General features: G+C 39.4%; 18 protein-coding genes. 8 read left to right on the top strand and 10 right to left on the bottom strand.

Annotated elements, in window-relative coordinates:
* Window positions 1-74: 74 nt before the first annotated feature.
* Entirely contained in the window at window positions 75-836 is a 762-nt protein-coding gene (locus tag ACF8D3_RS09480; RefSeq protein ID WP_392471242.1) for a ferredoxin--NADP reductase, read from the top strand.
* A gap of 45 nt (window positions 837-881) precedes the next feature.
* Here ACF8D3_RS09480 and ACF8D3_RS09475 read toward each other — a convergent pair whose 3' ends face one another.
* Entirely contained in the window at window positions 882-1,304 is a 423-nt protein-coding gene (locus tag ACF8D3_RS09475; RefSeq protein WP_017196615.1) for a hypothetical protein, read from the bottom strand.
* Window positions 1,305-1,512: 208 nt separating this feature from the next.
* Here ACF8D3_RS09475 and ACF8D3_RS09470 point away from each other — a divergent pair, with 208 nt between their 5' ends.
* The 3 genes from ACF8D3_RS09470 to ACF8D3_RS09460 all read left to right on the top strand — a co-directional run bounded on the left by ACF8D3_RS09470 (window position 1,513) and on the right by ACF8D3_RS09460 (window position 3,926).
* Complete coding sequence (locus tag ACF8D3_RS09470; protein WP_004881301.1) at window positions 1,513-1,713, top strand: hypothetical protein; 201 nt, start codon at window positions 1,513-1,515, stop codon at window positions 1,711-1,713.
* Between the two features lie 228 nt (window positions 1,714-1,941).
* Entirely contained in the window at window positions 1,942-3,504 is a 1,563-nt protein-coding gene (locus tag ACF8D3_RS09465) for a mechanosensitive ion channel (RefSeq protein ID WP_007480974.1), read from the top strand.
* Between the two features lie 242 nt (window positions 3,505-3,746).
* A complete protein-coding gene (locus tag ACF8D3_RS09460) occupies window positions 3,747-3,926 on the top strand; it encodes a hypothetical protein (protein ID WP_004881297.1) in 180 nt (59 codons plus the stop codon).
* 32 nt (window positions 3,927-3,958) lie between these two features.
* Here ACF8D3_RS09460 and ACF8D3_RS09455 read toward each other — a convergent pair whose 3' ends face one another.
* Entirely contained in the window at window positions 3,959-5,155 is a 1,197-nt protein-coding gene (locus ACF8D3_RS09455; RefSeq protein ID WP_286942870.1) for an NAD(P)/FAD-dependent oxidoreductase, read from the bottom strand.
* A 142-nt stretch (window positions 5,156-5,297) separates the two neighbouring features.
* Between ACF8D3_RS09455 and ACF8D3_RS09450 the strand changes: the two genes are divergently transcribed.
* A complete protein-coding gene (locus tag ACF8D3_RS09450; RefSeq protein ID WP_007480977.1) occupies window positions 5,298-5,663 on the top strand; it encodes a hypothetical protein in 366 nt (121 codons plus the stop codon).
* 41 nt (window positions 5,664-5,704) lie between these two features.
* Here the strand turns inward: ACF8D3_RS09450 and ACF8D3_RS09445 are convergent, their stop codons facing one another.
* The 4 genes from ACF8D3_RS09445 to ACF8D3_RS09430 form a co-directional block, all read right to left on the bottom strand.
* Entirely contained in the window at window positions 5,705-6,571 is an 867-nt protein-coding gene (locus ACF8D3_RS09445) for a 1-aminocyclopropane-1-carboxylate deaminase/D-cysteine desulfhydrase (protein WP_286942868.1), read from the bottom strand.
* 65 nt (window positions 6,572-6,636) lie between these two features.
* Entirely contained in the window at window positions 6,637-7,806 is a 1,170-nt protein-coding gene (locus tag ACF8D3_RS09440; protein WP_130134517.1) for an HlyD family secretion protein, read from the bottom strand.
* A gap of 29 nt (window positions 7,807-7,835) precedes the next feature.
* Window positions 7,836-9,482: an MFS transporter gene (locus tag ACF8D3_RS09435; protein WP_286990065.1), complete on the bottom strand. Its 1,647-nt coding sequence runs from the start codon at window positions 9,480-9,482 to the stop codon at window positions 7,836-7,838.
* Between the two features lie 12 nt (window positions 9,483-9,494).
* Entirely contained in the window at window positions 9,495-10,043 is a 549-nt protein-coding gene (locus ACF8D3_RS09430) for a TetR/AcrR family transcriptional regulator (RefSeq protein WP_286941120.1), read from the bottom strand.
* A gap of 184 nt (window positions 10,044-10,227) precedes the next feature.
* Here ACF8D3_RS09430 and ACF8D3_RS09425 point away from each other — a divergent pair, with 184 nt between their 5' ends.
* Window positions 10,228-10,905 carry a DUF1345 domain-containing protein gene (locus ACF8D3_RS09425; RefSeq protein WP_286941118.1) on the top strand — a complete coding sequence of 226 codons (678 nt, stop codon included), beginning with the start codon at window positions 10,228-10,230 and terminating at the stop codon, window positions 10,903-10,905.
* Window positions 10,906-11,006: 101 nt separating this feature from the next.
* The gene (locus ACF8D3_RS09420) at window positions 11,007-11,765 is read left to right on the top strand and encodes a class I SAM-dependent methyltransferase (protein WP_061393329.1); all 759 of its coding nucleotides are present in this window, start codon (window positions 11,007-11,009) and stop codon (window positions 11,763-11,765) included.
* A gap of 44 nt (window positions 11,766-11,809) precedes the next feature.
* Here the strand turns inward: ACF8D3_RS09420 and ACF8D3_RS09415 are convergent, their stop codons facing one another.
* Window positions 11,810-13,483: an oleate hydratase gene (locus ACF8D3_RS09415; RefSeq protein WP_286941124.1), complete on the bottom strand. Its 1,674-nt coding sequence runs from the start codon at window positions 13,481-13,483 to the stop codon at window positions 11,810-11,812.
* A gap of 309 nt (window positions 13,484-13,792) precedes the next feature.
* On the opposite strand from ACF8D3_RS09415, the gene ACF8D3_RS09410 reads away from it, so the two are divergent.
* The gene (locus tag ACF8D3_RS09410; RefSeq protein ID WP_372595739.1) at window positions 13,793-14,419 is read left to right on the top strand and encodes a LysE family translocator; all 627 of its coding nucleotides are present in this window, start codon (window positions 13,793-13,795) and stop codon (window positions 14,417-14,419) included.
* A gap of 57 nt (window positions 14,420-14,476) precedes the next feature.
* Here the strand turns inward: ACF8D3_RS09410 and ACF8D3_RS09405 are convergent, their stop codons facing one another.
* The 3 genes from ACF8D3_RS09405 to metG all read right to left on the bottom strand — a co-directional run bounded on the left by ACF8D3_RS09405 (window position 14,477) and on the right by metG (window position 18,428).
* Window positions 14,477-15,454, bottom strand: coding sequence for an MBL fold metallo-hydrolase (locus ACF8D3_RS09405; protein ID WP_286941114.1), 978 nt, complete (start codon window positions 15,452-15,454; stop codon window positions 14,477-14,479).
* A 129-nt stretch (window positions 15,455-15,583) separates the two neighbouring features.
* Entirely contained in the window at window positions 15,584-16,273 is a 690-nt protein-coding gene (locus ACF8D3_RS09400) for a sel1 repeat family protein (RefSeq protein WP_392471239.1), read from the bottom strand.
* Between the two features lie 97 nt (window positions 16,274-16,370).
* Complete coding sequence (gene metG / locus ACF8D3_RS09395; RefSeq protein ID WP_286941110.1) at window positions 16,371-18,428, bottom strand: methionine--tRNA ligase; 2,058 nt, start codon at window positions 18,426-18,428, stop codon at window positions 16,371-16,373.
* Window positions 18,429-18,454: the final 26 nt, after the last annotated feature.

The following is an 18,454-nucleotide window of genomic DNA, read 5'->3' as shown; positions in this document are numbered from 1 at the left end:
CTTAATGTTTTGAGTATCCATCAATTATTCGATCATGCTAACATGAGCTTACTGTTTCGTGCCACGTTCAAATCATGTCAATTGAAAAATTTAGCGTAGAAAAAGTTTTATCTGTACACCGTTGGACTCACAATCTTTTTAGCTTCACGATGACCCGCCCAGCACATTTTAAGTTTACTGCGGGGCAGTTTGCCCGTATTGGCTTGATGGTCGAGGGCGAACTAGTGGTGAGAGCTTATTCTGTTGTTTCTTCGCCCTTTGATGAAACCTTAGAGTTCTTCTCAATCGTTGTTCCTGATGGTGCTTTTACTTCGAATTTGCAACACCTCAGTGTTGGCGATGAACTTTATCTCGAAAAAATATCTTATGGCTATTTAACATTGGCGCGTTATCAACAACCGTTGCCGCAAGATTTATGGTTACTGGCTACAGGAACGGGTTTAGCGCCATTTCTATCTATGTTGCAAGATTTTGAAACGTGGACTAAATATCAGCATATCAATTTAGTCTATAGCGTACGTACTGTATCAGAGCTGGCATACGTTGAGCGGATTCAGGAAATTGCTGAAATGTTTGGTGAAGGACATTCAGGATTCAAATTTATTCCGATCATTACGCGTGATCCAAATGCAGCACTACATGATCGCTTACCGATTCTGATTGCAAATGGTGAATTAGAAAAGTCTGTAAGCTTAGCACTCGATCCTGAAACTAGTCATGTGATGCTCTGTGGTAATCCTCAAATGGTGGAGGATACCAAAGAGGCGCTTAAACAACGCGGATTAACCATGAATCGTCGTGGTGAAGGGAATATCGCAGTAGAGAATTATTGGTAATGAACTAGCGTTAAGGCTGCTATAGGTTAGAGACGATGGATATGTTTAATGAACAAACATATCCATAAATTCACGGATTTCTTGAATGGCGGTATCAACATCAGTCGTGAGCCAAGTCGGTTCAAATAGACCAATATAATGCTCTAAACGTTCTTGTGGAACAACCAAACGCACAGGACAGTCTTCTTCAAGTAAACGCCAAGGAAGAATCGGCACTTCATTGTCTAAAAATGGCTGTACATTACGAATATCAACGATCATCGCGTTGATACAATCAGGTAGTGGCATCACAGAAAATTCTTCTGTACGACGACGGAAATATTCTAGATCTCCCCACTTTAATATATAGCTCGGTTTATTAAACTCGATAATCCCAATCAAATGTTCATCACGAGTGTGATGCAAAAAACATTGATGTGTAACATCAGTGTCTAAATCAAGAGAAACACTTTCTCGGCTGTAGGACATAGAGCAAAACATTAAAGAAACGGCAATCGAACATTATAGCTTATTTTTACTACATTCTAAAAGCGCCTATATTTTATACAATAACCTAAACGAGAAAAAGTAGAGTTCTGCAACCAAAACAACGATAGTCCGAAGATTTTTCACACAATGCAACAAAGCCTATTGCTAAGATGATTACGTGAGAAATAAAAGATGAGGGGTTGCTATCATGCATGATTTTAGTAAGCCACATCCTCATGTGGCGAGCAAAGAGGAAATTGCGAAAAAACGGAAATTGCCAGTGTATATGTTAATCATTGTTGGAATATTTCTGATCGCTTTACTTGTTTATATGGTTGCTGACCATTCTGCAAATCCAACTGCACAAGTGATGATGTCACATTTGCAGTCGGCATTATTGAATGCTTAGCCAATCATACTTTCAGACCATTTAAATTGATTTGAAAGCTCATTGGTGTGAACTGGTGGGCTTTTTTGCTTATTTTTGAGTGCTTTTTGTTGTATTAGTGCTGCCATTTATTGATTGATAAATAGACAAAAACTAAGGTTTAGGCATCCATAATTCTTGTTATTCGTTCAAAGAATAATCGTGGGTAGCTGGGTTTTACTTTAAAACACGACATAAGGATAAAAACATATGAATGATTTTTTTGGTGGTCCATCTCAGAGAGGGGGATTTGATGCAATGTATTATTGGGATCAATTTCATCCGATTTTAGCGGCAGTTGTAATCTTACTGTTAGGTTGGATTATTGCTTTAGTTGTTGCCGCTGGCGTGAAGAAGCTATTACAAAAACTTGATACCAATCATAAATTGTCGTCGGCTACAGGCCATCCTTCAAACATTGAAAATCTAATCTCAAAACTGGTGTTTTGGTTCGTTATGATTCTCGCTGTCGTTGGAGCATTAAACGTATTAAATATTAGTGGTGTAAGTGACCCATTCAGTAATATGGTCGGGCGAGTGCTTGCCTATATTCCAAATCTATTGGCTGCTGTTGCTGTTGGTTTTATTGGTTGGATTATTGCTCGTCTGGTGAGAGTTGGATTGACCAATGTATTGGCTAAAACGGACTTGGATGAAAAACTAAGTAGTGAAGTTGGTGTCAGTTCGCTGAGTAGTAATATTGGCGAGATTTTCTATTGGTTAGTGTTGCTATTATTCTTACCAATTGTACTTTCTATTCTTGGCTTAACAGGTTTATTGATTCCTGTTCAAAATATGGTCAATGAGGCAATTGCTTTTGTTCCGAACCTATTCATTACAGGTGTGATTATTTTTGTCGGATATATTCTTGCAAAAATTGTACGCGGTATTGTCGAGGGCTTAACCAATAGTTTGGGGCTGCAAGCACAAGCTGAGAAAATTGGATTATTTAAAAGCTCAAGCGTATCTAAGTTCTTAGGTTCTTTTGTTTTCGCGATCATTATTATCACGACGTTAATCGTTGCATTTGAAGCATTGGGTATAGAAGCTATTTCTCAACCCGCAACAGCGATGTTGAATGAAATCATGCATGCGATACCACAAATTATTGCTGCTGGTTTGATTTTAATCGTAGCGTATGTGGTTTCCCGTTTTGTTGGACGCTTAGTGGCTGAATTAATTTCAGGTGCAGGCGTTGATGAAATTCCAATGAAATTGGATTTACAACGTTTCCTTGGTCAAACACGCGTTTCGGATATTGTTGGCTATTTGATTGTTTTCTTCACAATGCTATTTGCTGTTTCAGAAGCTGCAAATCGTCTTGGACTTGAGCAAGTGAGTGTGCTCATCGCAATGTTTATCCATTTCGGTGCAAATATATTGCTTGGTGCTGTGATTTTAGTGATTGGTTTCTGGCTAGCAAACATTGTTGCAAACGTGGTTCAGCGTGGTGAATACAATAGTTCTCGTTGGTTGGGAAATCTAGTTCGTATCTTGATCATGGGCTTAGTGATTGCGATGGGTTTAAAAGCCATGGGCATTGCAGACTCTATCGTCAATTTAGCATTTGGTTTAACATTGGGTTCAGTTGCAGTCGCGTTCGCACTGGCATTCGGTCTAGGTGGTCGTCAGCCTGCTGAGCGTTTGTTAGGTGATTTGTTGGACAAAGCGAAAGCTGAAGGAAAACAGCCCAATCCGCTGAAACAGAATGAAATGACATCGAGTGTAAACCCGACATCTACACCGCCATCGTCGCCATATTCTGATGAATAGTAAAAATAATCTTTGATTTTTTGAATCAATTCGACCACTCTAAGCAGGGTGGTCGTTTTGTTTGTATTCACGCTATTGGTCACTATGTTGTATTGCAATAGGATAGTAAATGACAATCTATTTAGACATATGGCACTTTGTTGAGCGTTAAATGTCTAGAAAGAAAAACTTGACCTAAAATGCAATTCATTTATAGCTAAAGTATCAATAGTCTCTAAATAAAAAGTCTATAGGAGAATTAAATGAAGAAGCCTAACCGCGTATTTGCGCCAATTATTATTGCTGGAATCACTGTTGGCTTTTTAGCTAGTGCTTATAAATTTGTGGTTGCTAAATCCAGTCCAAGCAAAGAGAAGACAGTTTCGAATGCACAGCAAGCACCTTCTTCAGAGGCGGCCAATTCTTCAGATCACCATAGTTAAATCCATCATAATCTGCCGAATCGAAACTGGAATTAAACAAATTGAGCAGCAGCTTGTGCGGATGACCATGCCCATTGGAAGTTATATCCGCCTAAATGACCTGTCACATCCAGTACTTCGCCGACAAAATATAAGCCTTTCTGTTTTTTGCTTTCCATCGTTTTGGATGACACTTCGCTGGTATCGACACCACCTAGTGTGACTTCGGCTGTTCGATAGCCTTCAGTACCAGATGGTTTTACTGAAAATGCATGAAGTTGTGTTGCAATGTGTTCAAGCTGAGCATCGCTAATATTGCTGATCGCGGTTTCGCTTTGTTCTGCCCAAATCAGTTGCTGCAATTCTAAGACAATACTTTTCGCAGTGAATTCATTCAGTAAAGTCCTTAGTAGAACTTTAGGTTGCGCTTTTTTCTTTTCTTTAAAAAATTCAGTTAAATCTTGGCTTGGGAAGAGGTCAATTTTAAAACTTTCACCGACATGCCAATAGTTAGACAGTTGCAATGAACTTGGACCACTTAAACCACGATGTGTAAAGAGTAGGGCTTCGGTGAATTGATGACGGTCATTGATCAGCGTTGCATCTAAAGCATTACCACTCAAGCGAGTCGTTACTTCTTTAAACTGATCTGAAAAGGTAAATGGAACTAATCCCGCACGGGTTGGATAAACATGGTGTCCAAACTGTTGTGCAAGCTCATAGCCGAATCCAGAACCACCCAAAGTTGGAATAGATAAACCACCAGTCGCGACAACGAGAGATTCACATTGATAAGTTCCCTGATTGGTATCAATGATAAAACCTGAATCAGCTTTGGGTTGAACATCCTGAACTTCACAATGCGTTTGAATATTCACGTACTTTGCTTTTTCACATTCTGTGAGCAACATTTCTAGGATTTCTTTTGCGCCTTTTAAAGTAAAAAGCTGACCATGCTTACGTTCTTCATATTCGATGCCATACTCGCAGACCATTCCAATGAAGTCCCAATTGGTGTAGCGAGTCAATGCGGAAATTACGAAATGTGGATTTTCTGAAAGATAGTTGGATGGCTCAACATCAAGATTGGTAAAGTTACATTTACCACCACCAGACATCAAAATCTTTTTGCCTACTTTATTGGCTTTTTCGAGTACCACCACGGAGCGCCCACGCTTAGCTGCTTCGGCAGCCAGCATCAAGCCCGACGCACCAGCTCCTAAAACCACAACATCCACTTGATGAACCATGAGCAATACTCGATAGAATATGAAAAGCGGGCAATTATAAAAGATTTAAAGCATTTTGAGTATGTTGATTGTTGGGTTGAAAAATATACTTTTAAAATTAAAGCATGTTATAAAGTTGGTCTCGATAGAGGGGATTAGAATAATGAATGATAAGACATTTTTAGAAGATACATCGCCAAATAAACAAGATCAATTGAGACAATACACACTGATTGCTTATGGATTATACGCTGCCAGTATTTTTGTCGGTTTGACCAGTATTGCGGCTGTGATTATGAATTATATCAAGCGTGATGAGGTTAAAGGCACATGGCTTGAGAGTCATTTTGAATGGCAGATAAAAACATTTTGGATTACTTTAATCGCTGGACTGATTGGTTTTGTCCTGACATTTGTCTTGATTGGTATACCTGTTTTACTTGCGGCTTCGATTTGGTTTATTTACCGAATTGTCAAAGGCTTGGTCGTGTTTATGGATAACAAACCGATTGGAGATGGTTGGTTTTAAGTTTCATTTTAAAAAATCAGAGCTGCCTGAGGGCGGCTTTTTTATTTGATGCGTCCCTGTAACCCACCTGTATGAATCACTAAAATTCTAGTATGAGTAGGAAAATGATTTTTTCCAATTAAATCAAATAAACCCATCATCATTTTAGCCGTATAGACTTGCTCCAAGGGAATGGCATGTTGCTGTTCAAATTGCAGCATAAATTGCAGCAGCTCAGGAGAGCTCTTTGCATAGCCACCACCGCAATATTGATCAGTGAGCGACCAATTAAGTTTATCAGTCCATTGTTGAATATCGTGTCGAAGAAATTCACCTTTTAATGCAGAAAACCCCAAAACTTGTTGTCGATTTGAACTGCTTTCAATGATTCCTGCAATCGTTCCGCCAGTACCTACTGGACAGCAAATGACATCATAATTTGTTTGATCTTCGGGTGATAAAATCTCTTGTGTCCCTTTGAGTGCAAATGTATTTGTTCCACCCTCAGGAATGATATACGCATCAGGATAGTGTTGTTTTAGTTGTAGCTGATAATCCGTGTCATGCCGTAGTCGATATTCAGCTCGACTGACAAAACGAAGTTGCATACCAAAATCATTTGCGCTTTGCAGGGTGGGGTTGAGTGATTGTGTGTGTAGCTCATCACCACGAATAATGCCGATGCTTTGAAAACCGAATAACTGTGCCGCATACGCCGTTGCTGCAATATGATTTGAATAAGCACCGCCAAAGGTAAGGATTTGCTTAAAACCTAGTTGCTTTGCTTCGAGTAGATTGTATTTGAGTTTAAAAAACTTATTTCCTGAGATTTGAGGATGAATCAGGTCAAGGCGCTTCACCGTGATCTGAATAGGATATGGGGTATCTAATGTTTGATAAGGGGTAGGAAAAGCAATGTGATCAAACATGTTTCAACATCAGAAATCGGTTTGATCACATTGTAAATGTATTTGATTGAGACTGTCAGTAGGCTTTAGGAATCTGTATTGACTGAGGTAATCACAGACATCCCTGGACGTAAGTTTTCGATACCTTTTTGATTTGGATCAATCGTGATACGTACTGAGATACGTTGAACGACTTTGGTAAAATTTCCCGTCGCATTATCAGGTTTAAGCACACTAAACTCTGAACCCGCAGCAGGAGAAATTTGCTCAACGTGCCCTGTAAATTTTTGATGATTGAGTGCATCTACTGTGAAATAGGCTTTTTGTCCAATTTTCATATTGGCAATTTGGGTTTCTTTAAAGTTGGCAATCACCCAAGTTTGTTTGGGAATCAAATACAGTAGTTGTGTTCCAGCGGCGACATATTGTCCAACACGAGGATTGACCTCACCCAGTTGACCATCAAGCGGTGCAGTAATCGTGCTGTAATCCTTGGTGGTATTGGCTTGATCTAATTGAGCTTGAGCACTATTGACCTGCGCTTTTAATCCGCTCTCGGCAACTTGAGCCGTTTTTAACGCTTCTTGAGCAACTAAAATATTGGCCTGAGCTTGTTTGAGTAAAGCCAAATTATTTTGTGCATCTGCCGCAGCTTTATCCTGTTCAGATTTTGAAGCAGCACCACTATTTCCAAGTTGTTGATAGCGTTTAAGCTGTGCAACAGACAAATCGTATTGTGCTTTCACTTGATCCAGTTTCGCTTGTGCTGAAACTACATCTGCTTGGCGTTGTGCAATCGCTTGAGTTTGATTAGCAAGGCTATTTTGTGCTTGTTCTACGCCAGAAACAGCCTGAGTCACTTTTTGGTCATAGGTGGTTGCATCAATATGCATCAGTACTTGACCTTGCTTAACATGATCAAAATCTTTTACTAACACATCTTTGATATAACCATTGATTTGCGACGAGAGAATCGTTGTTTTTCCTTTTACATAGCTGTTATCTGTTTGTTCAACAGCTGTATGGAATGGCCCAATCCTCCAAGCCCATAAAATAATGGTAATCCCGACCAGCAATACCAATAACATCCACCACAAGGTTGAGCGTTTGGTTTTAATCAGTTTACTCGTTGGAGGAGGTGGCGGAGGAGGCAATTGATTTGGTGTTTCAGATGCTTTCGCTGTTTCCGTCTCCGCTTTGGCTTGCTCAACTTGAGCTGCCTGATTTTCGGGTTTCTCTTGATTTTCGTCTGACATAATTTTTTCTCAATCAAATACTATAAGGGTTAATTTGCTGCTTGCAGATTTCTTCGGGTGATGTACTTATTGCGGACATACTTAAACAAGCCCCATAGCAGTAAAATGACGGCAAAAATGCCATTCAGTACGATCACATCGTTATAGGCACGAACTTGTGCTTCACGAGTGACGACTTTATTTAAGTTCTGAGCCGCTTGATTACTTTGCAAAACAGGATCATTGGTTGTAACCATGGCACTATGCTGATAAGTCTGTAAGCGTTGTGCGACAAGTGGGTTTGTTGGATCTAAGTTACTGTTGATCTCAACTTTATAATTATTGGTTTGGTGTTGTTGGTAGGTATTAAAAAATGATGAGCCAACCAAACCACCAAAGTTCTGTGTTGCCGAGAACAACACGATAAAGGTCACGACATATTGTGGACCGCGTTGTAATGTCCGCATGAAACCCATCAGTAGCAGTGGCCCAATGAATACACCGCCTGCAAAACTCACTAAGAATTGACTACGATAAAAGTTTGCTGGACGGACATCACTGGTCAGGTGATAGTCCAATGCACAAGCAATTAAAATTAAAATTTCGGCGAGGAATAAATTTAAAATCAAACGCTCACGATGAAAGGTAATCGCACTGAAAACCGAACCAGCAATCGTTCCGCAGAAGATCACAACATAAAGTGGCACAAATTGGTCAGGTCCCATTCCCATAGTTTTCAAAAAGTTCACTGCGGCATAGCTTTGTTCCGACATTAATAAGCGTAGAGCAAAGGCACTCACAATAAAGCTTAATAACTCTCCTGCTGCAAGCCATCGAGTCATGATCAGTGGGTTGCTACGATAGTGTTCGTAGGTTAGGCCAAGTACGATGAGGCAAAAACCGACAATCAAGATATAGGCCAGCCATGGACTATTGAACCACCAAAGAATAGGGCCTTGAGTTAAAACAATACATAAACAAGCAAAACCGGGTGCGAGTAAAGCAAAGGTAAAGAAATCTTGTTTCTCGAAAACATCTAAACGTAAGCTTCGTGGTAGTTTGAGCGACACGACCATTGCAAAACAGCAAATTGCTAAGCCTAATTCAAAGGTGTAAATCACATCCCACTGATTCGCACTCAAAAGAAAAGGCGAAATAATCCAAGCTAATGGCAGCCCAAGTTGTTGGAAACCGAAAGCCAAATAAATCCCTTTCGGCATATCTGCACGGCTAAAGGCTTGCATGGTGTAATACATGCCTAATGAACTGAGTGGGGCAGCAGCTAAACCCGCGATGAAACGCACGAAAAGTGCCATTTCATAGGTCTTAACAAAGATATGCAGAATCAAAACGCCGATAAAAACCAGCAGACCAATTTCTGAAAATAAGCGTAAACCATACTGCTGACGCGCTTTAAATAGAATCAAGTTGGAACTGACATTCGCCATCACATACACAGCAGGTAACCATGCTGCCTGTGATGGTGTTAAGCCATATTCACCCTGAAAAATGGGTAAGTTTGCAACAATAAAGCCGTTACTTAGACTTGCTGCAATCGCGATAAATAAACCAATAACAAAATAGGCCAAGCGCTTCGGTGTTGCATGGGCAATAGCCGCAGGTGACCCGGGCAAAGTTGGACGCTCATCCACAGACCAGTTTGGAGGGGTTTCAAGATAGCGAGGTGTTTTATCCATATTATCCTCGAACTAAATTTTAATGCCGTTTAATAATAATTCTATTGCACGTCTAGCGAGCCTAACTTGATCGGCAGCAGTATGTCCTTGAAATGAAGAACCTAAAATCGCCGTGATCATCGCAAAATCTTGCGTGGTTAAATCAGGGCGGCATAAATGATGTTGTATAGCTTGATCAATGAGTGGTTGTAATGCTTTATCTCGCCGTTCATAAATATTTAGCATGATTGGGTCTTGGCGATCAATAATGCGCCAGTAATCAATCAGTACAACGAGCTGAGGAAGTTGTTCCAAATTACTTTCAATCAAACGAATGAAACCATCGTCATAGGGCATCAAAGCCTGTGCTCTTTGCTCTAAACGTGTAATTGCACGTTCTAATAATGCTGCTATCAGTGCCTTACGATCGGCAAAGTTTCGATAAAAGGTTGCTCGGCCAACACCTGCATGATCAATAATCACCTGTAATGGCACATGAACGCCTTGTACTCTGAAGACTTCTTCAGCAGCATTCAGTAATTCATCACGATTGTGAGCTGCCAATTGTTGACGTTTGACCATGAGAGAAATTCGATTAGAAACTTAACTAATATTTAACGGACATTTTTGTCCGATGTAAATATGGAGCATTTCTTTATTTTGTTTAGTTTCAGTAAAAGAAAGCTTTTAACTCAATTATTCAGCGAGATTCAGTGCTAAAAATAGAAGAAATAATTTTAGTAAAAACATAATAGATAGGTCGATCATGCGAGCATTTGCATCTCGTTTTGCCAGAGGGGTGAAGCACCGCCCATATTTATCAGCAACTTTTTCATTGGGTTTGTTGATTTATGCAGTTTTGCATTTTTTTACTCAGTGGCATTGGGCAACATGCTTGCAACTGGGATGGAATATTGCGATTTGGCTGTATTTATTTTTGACGCTGAAAATGATGTGGCATTTAGACGCGGCACATATTCTTGAGCGAGCGAAACAGCAAGATGAAGGCAAATGGATGATCTTGGTCGCTGTATTAATCGCGATTGTCGTGTGTTTTATTTCAATTGTGGTGCAGTTGAGTCATGTTCCCAAAGATGATGCTCTCTTGAAAGGTATTCTAATTTTACTAACAATCGGGACAATCTTTTCTACATGGTTGTTATTACATACCTTATTTGCTATTCATTATGCGCATGATTATTACCTTGCAAAAAGTCATTCAGATGAGACTGGCTTGGAGTTTCCAAAAACAGAACAACCTGATTATCTCGATTTCATTTATTTTAGTTATATCATTGGTACCTCGGCGCAGACAGCTGATGTTTCGATTACCAGTTCTCAAGCTAGGCATCTTAATATTTTTCATTGTGTGCTGGCTTTTATTTTTAATACGGTGATTTTGGCAGTTGCAATCAATGTTGCAGCAAGTCTGATCGGGTTTTGACTGATAAATTATTTTTATTAATTTTATTAAAATTCATCATTTTTATTTGGTTAATGAGTTGGCTATTTTAAAAAGCACCACGATTCTTTTTTGGAATAATAATGAATACCCAACATCATGTTAATCAGCAGCAATATCAAGACAAATCTCAAGCTTATTTAAATAGTTCAGTGCATGCACAGGGCATCGAGTTTGAGAAAATGCAGCAGTGTATTCAAGCACATCAATTAAAACGAGTTTTAGATTTAGGCTGTGGTGGTGGTCATGTTAGCTATCAAGTTGCGCCGTTTGTAGAACAAGTAACAGCCTATGATTTAACACCGTCGATGGTTGAATTAGTTGTGTCTCAAGCACAGCAAAAAGGATTGCAAAATGTTGTAGGGCAGCAAGGTGCAGCAGAATCTTTAGCTTTTGCCGATGGCAGTTTTGATTGTGTTATTAGCCGTTATTCAGCGCATCATTGGCAAAATGTCGCGCAGGCCATGAGTGAGATGCACCGTGTATTAACAGCATCAGGTAAAGCTATTATTATTGATATTTTGGGCAATTCACATCCTGTTATTGATACATTTTTTCAGACGATAGAAACGATTCGTGATCCGAGTCATGTTCGAAATTATAGTTTGCAAGAATGGATGCGTTTTGCAGAATATGCAGGATTTAAAGTTGAAATGATTGAAAAACAATCCTTGAATTTAGAGTTTCAAAGTTGGACGGAACGCATGCAAACACCAGCTCATGCTGTGCAGACCATTCGATATTTACAAAGCAAAGCATCTGATCAAGCCCAACAATATTATCAAGTTCAGTCGGATGGTTCGTTTACCAGTGAAGTTGTTTATCTGGTTTTGTCTAAATAGAAACTAAGGAATAAGTCAGAGCTGACCTATTCCTTATCATTTGATTAGTGGAAGACCGCTTCTAAAGCTTTTAACCCAACTTTTGGATCAAGCAATCCATTATAAATATCAGGTACTTCTCGATCGACACCAAATAATTCATAGATGGCGAGCATCGCTCCACGAATTGAATATTCGACTGTGAACACTACATCATCTTCAAGTTCAACGAACTGACCTAAGAATGCAAAATTTGCTGCATTTTCAGGAATCAAAAGTGGACGATCGCCTTCTTTACGACATGCAAAAAGCGCAGAAGCATAAGGCATCATGACGGTTGTGATATCCGTGTGTGCAAGTACATGATCTAAAATATCGTCAAAACCAAGCTGCTGGATCAGTTCGATTAAGATTTCTTGACCTGTCGCTTCACTCATTGGTTTTTTAATGTAGTCACCGATATGGTCGATTTCAAAACCATAACCCCATAGCGTAAATTTGCCTTCAGGTAAGTCTGCAAAATGGGGTTGAGCAGGGACGACCACAGAAAGATGCCAACCAGACTCAAACCATGTCATTAATGCGCCAGTTCCAGGTTCATTGCCTGTATAAGCAATAATACGTTTCAGCAGCACATCATCATGCATTGTCAGTGTAAATGACTTCCATTTATGTTCATCGACATTGCCATAAAACGTCATAGGTCGACCGAAGTCAGGTGCTTTTTGCGCTAATGTCTCCCATAATCTCCACCCATGATCTTGTCGATCTCGAATCAGTTCAGGGACATCATGTTTATCGCCGTAACGTGAGTCAGCCGTAATAGAACCAAGTGTAAACAGTGCAACATCTTCAGTGTTAAGTTCAATCTGTTCAGTACCTTCTGGAACTTTTAAATAAAGTTTAGTTGCTTTACGTTCACCTGTTTGTGCATCTTCACTAAAATCTGCATCGGTGACATAGCTGCCAAAACGAACATCAACGCCTTGTTCAACTAACCAGCGTTGTAATGGCAAAATCATAGAATCATATTGATTGTATTTAGTCCGTTTAACACCTGCTAAAGTGTGGATTCTTGGCAGTTCTTGGATAAATCTTAGGAAATAACGACGTAGTTCCACCGCACTATGCCACTTCTGGAATGCAAATGTGGTGCGCCACATTCGCCAGAAATTGGTTTGAAAAAATGCGTCATCTAAAAACTCATCAATACGACGACTACCGATACGATTTTCTTTTAGGGCAAGCAGTCTAAGCATTTGAGCCCGATGCATGGTCGACAGCCCCAATTTCTCAGCATCTAAAATCGTGTGTTTTGAGTCAATCAAACGGGCTTGAGCATGGGTTTTGATTTGTTCATTAAACTGCGTGCATTCTTCTCGAACTGAGGTATTTGGATCTTCTAAAGATGGAATCGTCGAAAATAAGTCCCAAGTACATAAATAGGTTTCATCTGTGAGCATGCGCCCGCCACGAGTTACCCATGCATGATTAGGATTGAGCGGATTATGACCGCCATCCATTGAGCCACCAGAAACGTCTAGCTCTTCTAAAATATGAATATTTTGTGCTGGCACTTTTGCATCTCGAATGGCAAATGCAGCAGCAGCCATACCTGCAATACCGCCGCCAACAATCCAGATATGTGATTTTGAAGTATTTAATGTGTTCTGTTTTTTACTTTGCATCTGATGTGCCTCATTGTTTTTTTGATAAAATGGATAAAACCATAATTTTATTATGGGTTTTATGTTGTGGAAAATAAATGAAATTTACAATTAAAAATATTATAAATTTTGATCATAAAATTAGTTTTATGGAAAAAACGGATATTTTATAAACTCAGCATTAGACTGTGTTATGTTCTAACCATTCAAACAGAAAAAAGAATTGAGTTTTTACTCTAAATTTAAGATTTTAAAAATATTTATAATCTATCAGTAAATCTTTTCAGAAAAATTAATGATTTTCTCTAAAAATTTTTCTATCTCTAAAAAGTAGTTTTAAAGTAAAATATTCGCTGGAAAATTCTTCTAATCTTGAGGTTTATCTTGGAATCTTTATTGATTTTAGGTTCGATTGCGTTGGCACTTATGCTTGGTGCAATTAGCCCCGGTCCTACATTTATTTATGTGGCAAAAAACTCAATTGCGATTTCACGTAAACACGGGTTATTTACAGCCCTTGGCACGGGTACAGGTGCGGCATTATTTGGGTTTTTAGCGGTCATGGGGCTACAGGCGATTTTATTGGCTGTACCATCAGCGTACCTGATTTTAAAAGTGTGTGGTGGTCTCTACTTGCTTTGGCTGGCCTATAAAATTATTAAACATGCTAAAGAACCGATGGAAACAGCTGATAACTCAGTTCAAACAATGAGTTTTGCGCAAGCTTATCGATTAGGCTTGATCACACAGTTAAGTAATCCCAAAATTGCAATCGTATTGGCAAGTATTTTCACTGCATTGTTGCCGAAAGAAATTCCAACTTATTTTTATGTGGTTTTGCCAATGCTGTGCTTCTTTATTGATGCAGGATGGTATTCCTTAGTCGCTGTTGCACTATCTGCGGAAGGGCCACGAAAAGTCTATTTGAAATCAAAAGCGATTTTTGATCGTGTAGCGGGTGGGGTAATGACGCTGCTTGGTTTGAAGTTGATTTTTGGAATGAAGTAATAAAAAAGAGCGACCAACAAGGTCGCTTTTTTATAGGTTAAATTCTGCTTATTCCACTTAATCTTTAAAATGGATTGGAATCCATTGATAGCTTTTTCCATCAGCTGAATAGATGTGCCCAATACCCGGAAATGGTAAATGTGGTGCAGCAATAGTTTGACCATTTTTAGCAAAATTTGCAAATTGCTTTAAGCGAGTTTCAACGGCTTTTTTCGGGTCAATATCATATTCGATTGCAGTTTCAGGCCGATCAAACTGAACAGTATGAGAATGTACGATATCACCAATAAAAACTACAGATTCACCTTTGGTTTTTAGCTCATAGCTAAAATGCCCCGGTGTATGTCCAGCCGTGTTAATGACGTTAAAACCTTGAATGTCGTCACCGAGTTTATAAGTTTTAAAGCGTTGTTTGGCTTGGTAAGGCGCAATCGCTTGTTTAATTTTCTCAACTGTACCTAAGTAATTGGCTTGTTTTTCTTTCGGTAGTTTTGCTGCTTGTTTCGAATCTAACCAATATTTTGCTTCATCATCTGATACATAGACTGTCGCATTAGGGAAATTTGCGACGCCATCTTTACTGATGCCGCAGACATGATCGGGGTGTAAATGTGTGAGTAGAATGGTATCGACTTGTTCAGGTTGATAGCCTGATATTTTTAGGTTTGTTAAAACAGAACCTAAGTGTGCGCCGAAACAACTGGCTGCACCGCTATCGACTAAAACCAGTGATTTCCCTGTATTGACGAGGAAAGCATTTACTGAGGTTTGTACGCCTTTCTCTTGATCTGCATAGTATTTCTTCAAAATTTGTTGCACTTGTTGTTGAGAAATATCTTTAAATAAGTTTGGCGACATAAAGTTAGTGCCATCTAGCAGGGCAGTGATTTGTATGTCACCTGCTTGGTATTGGTAGTAACCAGCAACCTGTTTTTGTTGTTCAATGATTGGTAAAGTTTTGGTTTTTTCTGCATGGCTGAGTAAAGGGAAGCTGCTCAAGAATGAGACAGAAAGGAGGAGGGCAGTTTTTTTCATAGAATCATTACATTTATTAGAGAAAAACTTTTTTACCATGAATTCAAATAAAATTGGGTGTTTGAGCGCAGAAAAAAATCCGCTTTTGTAAGCGGATTTTATCGGATGTTCTTGTCTTAGCGTATGGCTTTACTGCTGAGGTATCTTGGAAAAATCCACCATTTCAAACTCTTCAAGATCACAATTTGCCAGTGCACATTTCTGCTCAGTATAGGTCGCCTCACCTAAATTCTGTTTGGCCTTATTTGCCCAAAACTCAGCTTTTTTGGCGTTTTGCTGTTCAAGGGGCAGTCGAAATCCATATTCATCTGCAAGTGTCATTTGTGCAGCAACAGAACCTTGCTGTCCTGCTTTTTCGAGTAAGGGGATGTATTGTTCAGTACTTGAATAGTATTGCGCCAGCAAATAACTTGCATAAGCATCCTTTTGATCGGAAAGCTTTTGAATTGGCTTAAGATCGATTTGTTCTTTTAACGCTGAATCTTGTGAAAATAGAGCAAATTCTAAAAGTGCAACAGATGCAGTTGAGTCTCCTTGTTTGATATAGCGATTCATCTGCTTTAAAAATAAGTTTTGTTGTTGATCGATATATTTTTTTGCCTTCTCCTCATTATTCTCTGAAAGTAGCTGTTTTAATGTAGGATCAACTTTTATATTTTGATTCTCGTCATCCGATTGAAATAAAGTATTGAATATTAATTGAACTTGATCTTTAGCAAGTTGTACTTGAGGGCTAAATTGAGATTGAATTTCCTGAGCTAAAGCAATTTGAAAAGAAAAAATGCTGAAAAAGAAGATGGTGATTATTCTCTGGAACATGTTTTACCTAATGTATTTATCGTTCATTTAATATTTTGGTTGAATTATAGAAATAAAAAGAGGGCTTCCGAAGAAACCCTTACATCAGTTTTATATATTAAGACACTTTATCACCAGCTTTAGCACCAGATTCAGGTGAGATCACCCAAACACCTTCGCCATTACCAGCTGCAAGTACCATACCGTTAGAAATACCAAAACGCATTTTACGAGGTGCAAGGTTAGCCACCATCACTACCAATCTGCCTTTTAAGTCTTCTGGCTGATAGAACTCACGAATACCACTAAATACATTACGTGGTTCAGCTTCACCAACATTTAAAGTGAGTTGAAGTAATTTATCAGAACCTTCTACCGTTGCAGCTTCTAAAACTTCTGCTACACGGAGGTCAACTTTCATAAAGTCTTCAATACCAATGATTTCAGCTTCACCAACTTTAGGCTCAGGCTTCTTCTCGACTTTCTTCTCTTTTTTCTTTTCCACTTTTGGTGCTTCTGCCGCAGCAGCTAAAGAGTCTTTAGATGCATCAACCATGGCTGCAACTGCTTTAGGATCAACACGCTGCATAAGCGGTTGGAATTGAGCAATTTCATGAGCAACTAAGATTTGCTGACGTGATGCAAAGTTAAAGCTTTCAAGTTGTAAGAATGCTTGAACTTGAGCCGCAAGTGTCGGAAGAACAGGAGCTAAATAAATCGCAAGCTGACGGAATAAGTTAATGCCGACTGAGCATACATCATGAACTTGTTGTTCTTGACCTTCTTGTTTAGCAAGTGCCCATGGCTTTTTCTCGTCGATATATTGATTCGCTTTATCCGCAAGTGCCATGATTTCACGGATCGCCGCAGAAAATTCACGATCTTCATAGGCTTGAGCAATTGAATCGCCCGCATCAATAAAGCTTTGCACAAGTTCAGGTTCTGCACATGTGCTTGAAAGCGTATTGTTGAAATTGGTGTTAATGAATTTTGCACAACGGCTGGCAATATTCACCACTTTACCAACAAGGTCAGAATTCACTTTTTGAACGAAGTCATCTAAGTTCAAATCCGAATCTTCAACTTTGTCTGAAAGCTTAGAGGCAAAGTAATAACGTAAATATTCAGGATTCAAATGCTGTAAATACGTTTCAGCTTTAATGAATGTGCCGCGAGACTTCGACATCTTCTGACCATTTACAGTTAAGAAACCATTGACGAATAAACCTGATGGCGTGCGGTAGTTTGCACCTTCAAGCATTGCAGGCCAGAACAGTGCATGGAAGTAAACAATGTCTTTACCGATGAAGTGATAGACTTCATTTTCAGAATCTTTTTTCCAGAAATCATCGAAGCTTAGATCAGGGCGTTTAGTTTTAATGTAGTTTTCAAAACTCGACATATAACCAATCGGCGCATCAACCCAAACGTAGAAATATTTATTTGGTGCATCTGGAATTTCAAAGCCAAAATAAGGTGCATCACGAGAAATATCCCAATCCGCTAAACCTGCGTCAAACCATTCATCAAGTTTGTTGGCAATGGATAAAGGTAAGCGGCCTTCGTCACGCGTCCACTTCTGTAAATATTCTGCAAAATTTGGCAGCTTAAAGAAATAATGGTCTGAAGATTTCTCAACAGGTGTTGCACCACTTAGCGTTGAGCGAGGGTTCAGTAATTCGGTTGCATTGTAAGTCGTACCGCAGACTTCACATGAGTCGCCGTATTGATCTTCCGCTTTACATTTCGGACAAGTGCCCTTGATGAAACGGTCAGATAGGAACATGCCTTTTTCAGGATCAAATAACTGGGTTACAGGACGAACTGCGATGTTGTCTGCTTCACGGTTTTTGATATAAATCTCAGAAGCGCGTGCTTTGTTTGCATCACTATGTGTTGAATCATAATGATCGAAATGCACGCCAAAACCATCAAAATCACGAATATGCTCTTTCTGCACATTGGCAATTTGCGCTTCTGGGCTAATCCCATTCGCTTCAGCACGTAACATGATCGCAGTACCGTGAGCATCATCCGCACATACATAAGTCACATCATGGCCCATTGCACGCATCGCACGAACCCAAATATCTGCTTGGATATAACCGAGTAAGTGACCCATATGGATTGGACCATTGGCATAAGGTAGGGCATTGGTGACTAAAATTTTACGCACGGATATTGTTCTCTCATTCGTATTTG

This window comes from Acinetobacter sp. YQ_14 (assembly GCF_043102985.1).
Lineage (GTDB): Bacteria > Pseudomonadota > Gammaproteobacteria > Pseudomonadales > Moraxellaceae > Acinetobacter > Acinetobacter venetianus.
The sequence above is the reverse complement of the archived record's forward strand: the minus strand, read 5'-3'. Positions and strand labels throughout refer to the sequence as shown.

Excerpts from the sequence above, each read along its gene's own strand:
- ACF8D3_RS09480 (WP_392471242.1), top strand. The coding sequence starts at position 75 with ATGTCAATTGAAAAATTTAGCGTAGAAAAAGTTTTATCTGTACACCGT.
- ACF8D3_RS09475 (WP_017196615.1), bottom strand. The coding sequence starts at position 1,304 with ATGTCCTACAGCCGAGAAAGTGTTTCTCTTGATTTAGACACTGATGTT.
- ACF8D3_RS09470 (WP_004881301.1), top strand. The coding sequence starts at position 1,513 with ATGCATGATTTTAGTAAGCCACATCCTCATGTGGCGAGCAAAGAGGAA.
- ACF8D3_RS09465 (WP_007480974.1), top strand. The coding sequence starts at position 1,942 with ATGAATGATTTTTTTGGTGGTCCATCTCAGAGAGGGGGATTTGATGCA.
- ACF8D3_RS09460 (WP_004881297.1), top strand. The coding sequence starts at position 3,747 with ATGAAGAAGCCTAACCGCGTATTTGCGCCAATTATTATTGCTGGAATC.
- ACF8D3_RS09455 (WP_286942870.1), bottom strand. The coding sequence starts at position 5,155 with ATGGTTCATCAAGTGGATGTTGTGGTTTTAGGAGCTGGTGCGTCGGGC.
- ACF8D3_RS09450 (WP_007480977.1), top strand. The coding sequence starts at position 5,298 with ATGAATGATAAGACATTTTTAGAAGATACATCGCCAAATAAACAAGAT.
- ACF8D3_RS09445 (WP_286942868.1), bottom strand. The coding sequence starts at position 6,571 with ATGTTTGATCACATTGCTTTTCCTACCCCTTATCAAACATTAGATACC.
- ACF8D3_RS09440 (WP_130134517.1), bottom strand. The coding sequence starts at position 7,806 with ATGTCAGACGAAAATCAAGAGAAACCCGAAAATCAGGCAGCTCAAGTT.
- ACF8D3_RS09435 (WP_286990065.1), bottom strand. The coding sequence starts at position 9,482 with ATGGATAAAACACCTCGCTATCTTGAAACCCCTCCAAACTGGTCTGTG.
- ACF8D3_RS09430 (WP_286941120.1), bottom strand. The coding sequence starts at position 10,043 with ATGGTCAAACGTCAACAATTGGCAGCTCACAATCGTGATGAATTACTG.
- ACF8D3_RS09425 (WP_286941118.1), top strand. The coding sequence starts at position 10,228 with ATGCGAGCATTTGCATCTCGTTTTGCCAGAGGGGTGAAGCACCGCCCA.
- ACF8D3_RS09420 (WP_061393329.1), top strand. The coding sequence starts at position 11,007 with ATGAATACCCAACATCATGTTAATCAGCAGCAATATCAAGACAAATCT.
- ACF8D3_RS09405 (WP_286941114.1), bottom strand. The coding sequence starts at position 15,454 with ATGAAAAAAACTGCCCTCCTCCTTTCTGTCTCATTCTTGAGCAGCTTC.
- ACF8D3_RS09400 (WP_392471239.1), bottom strand. The coding sequence starts at position 16,273 with ATGTTCCAGAGAATAATCACCATCTTCTTTTTCAGCATTTTTTCTTTT.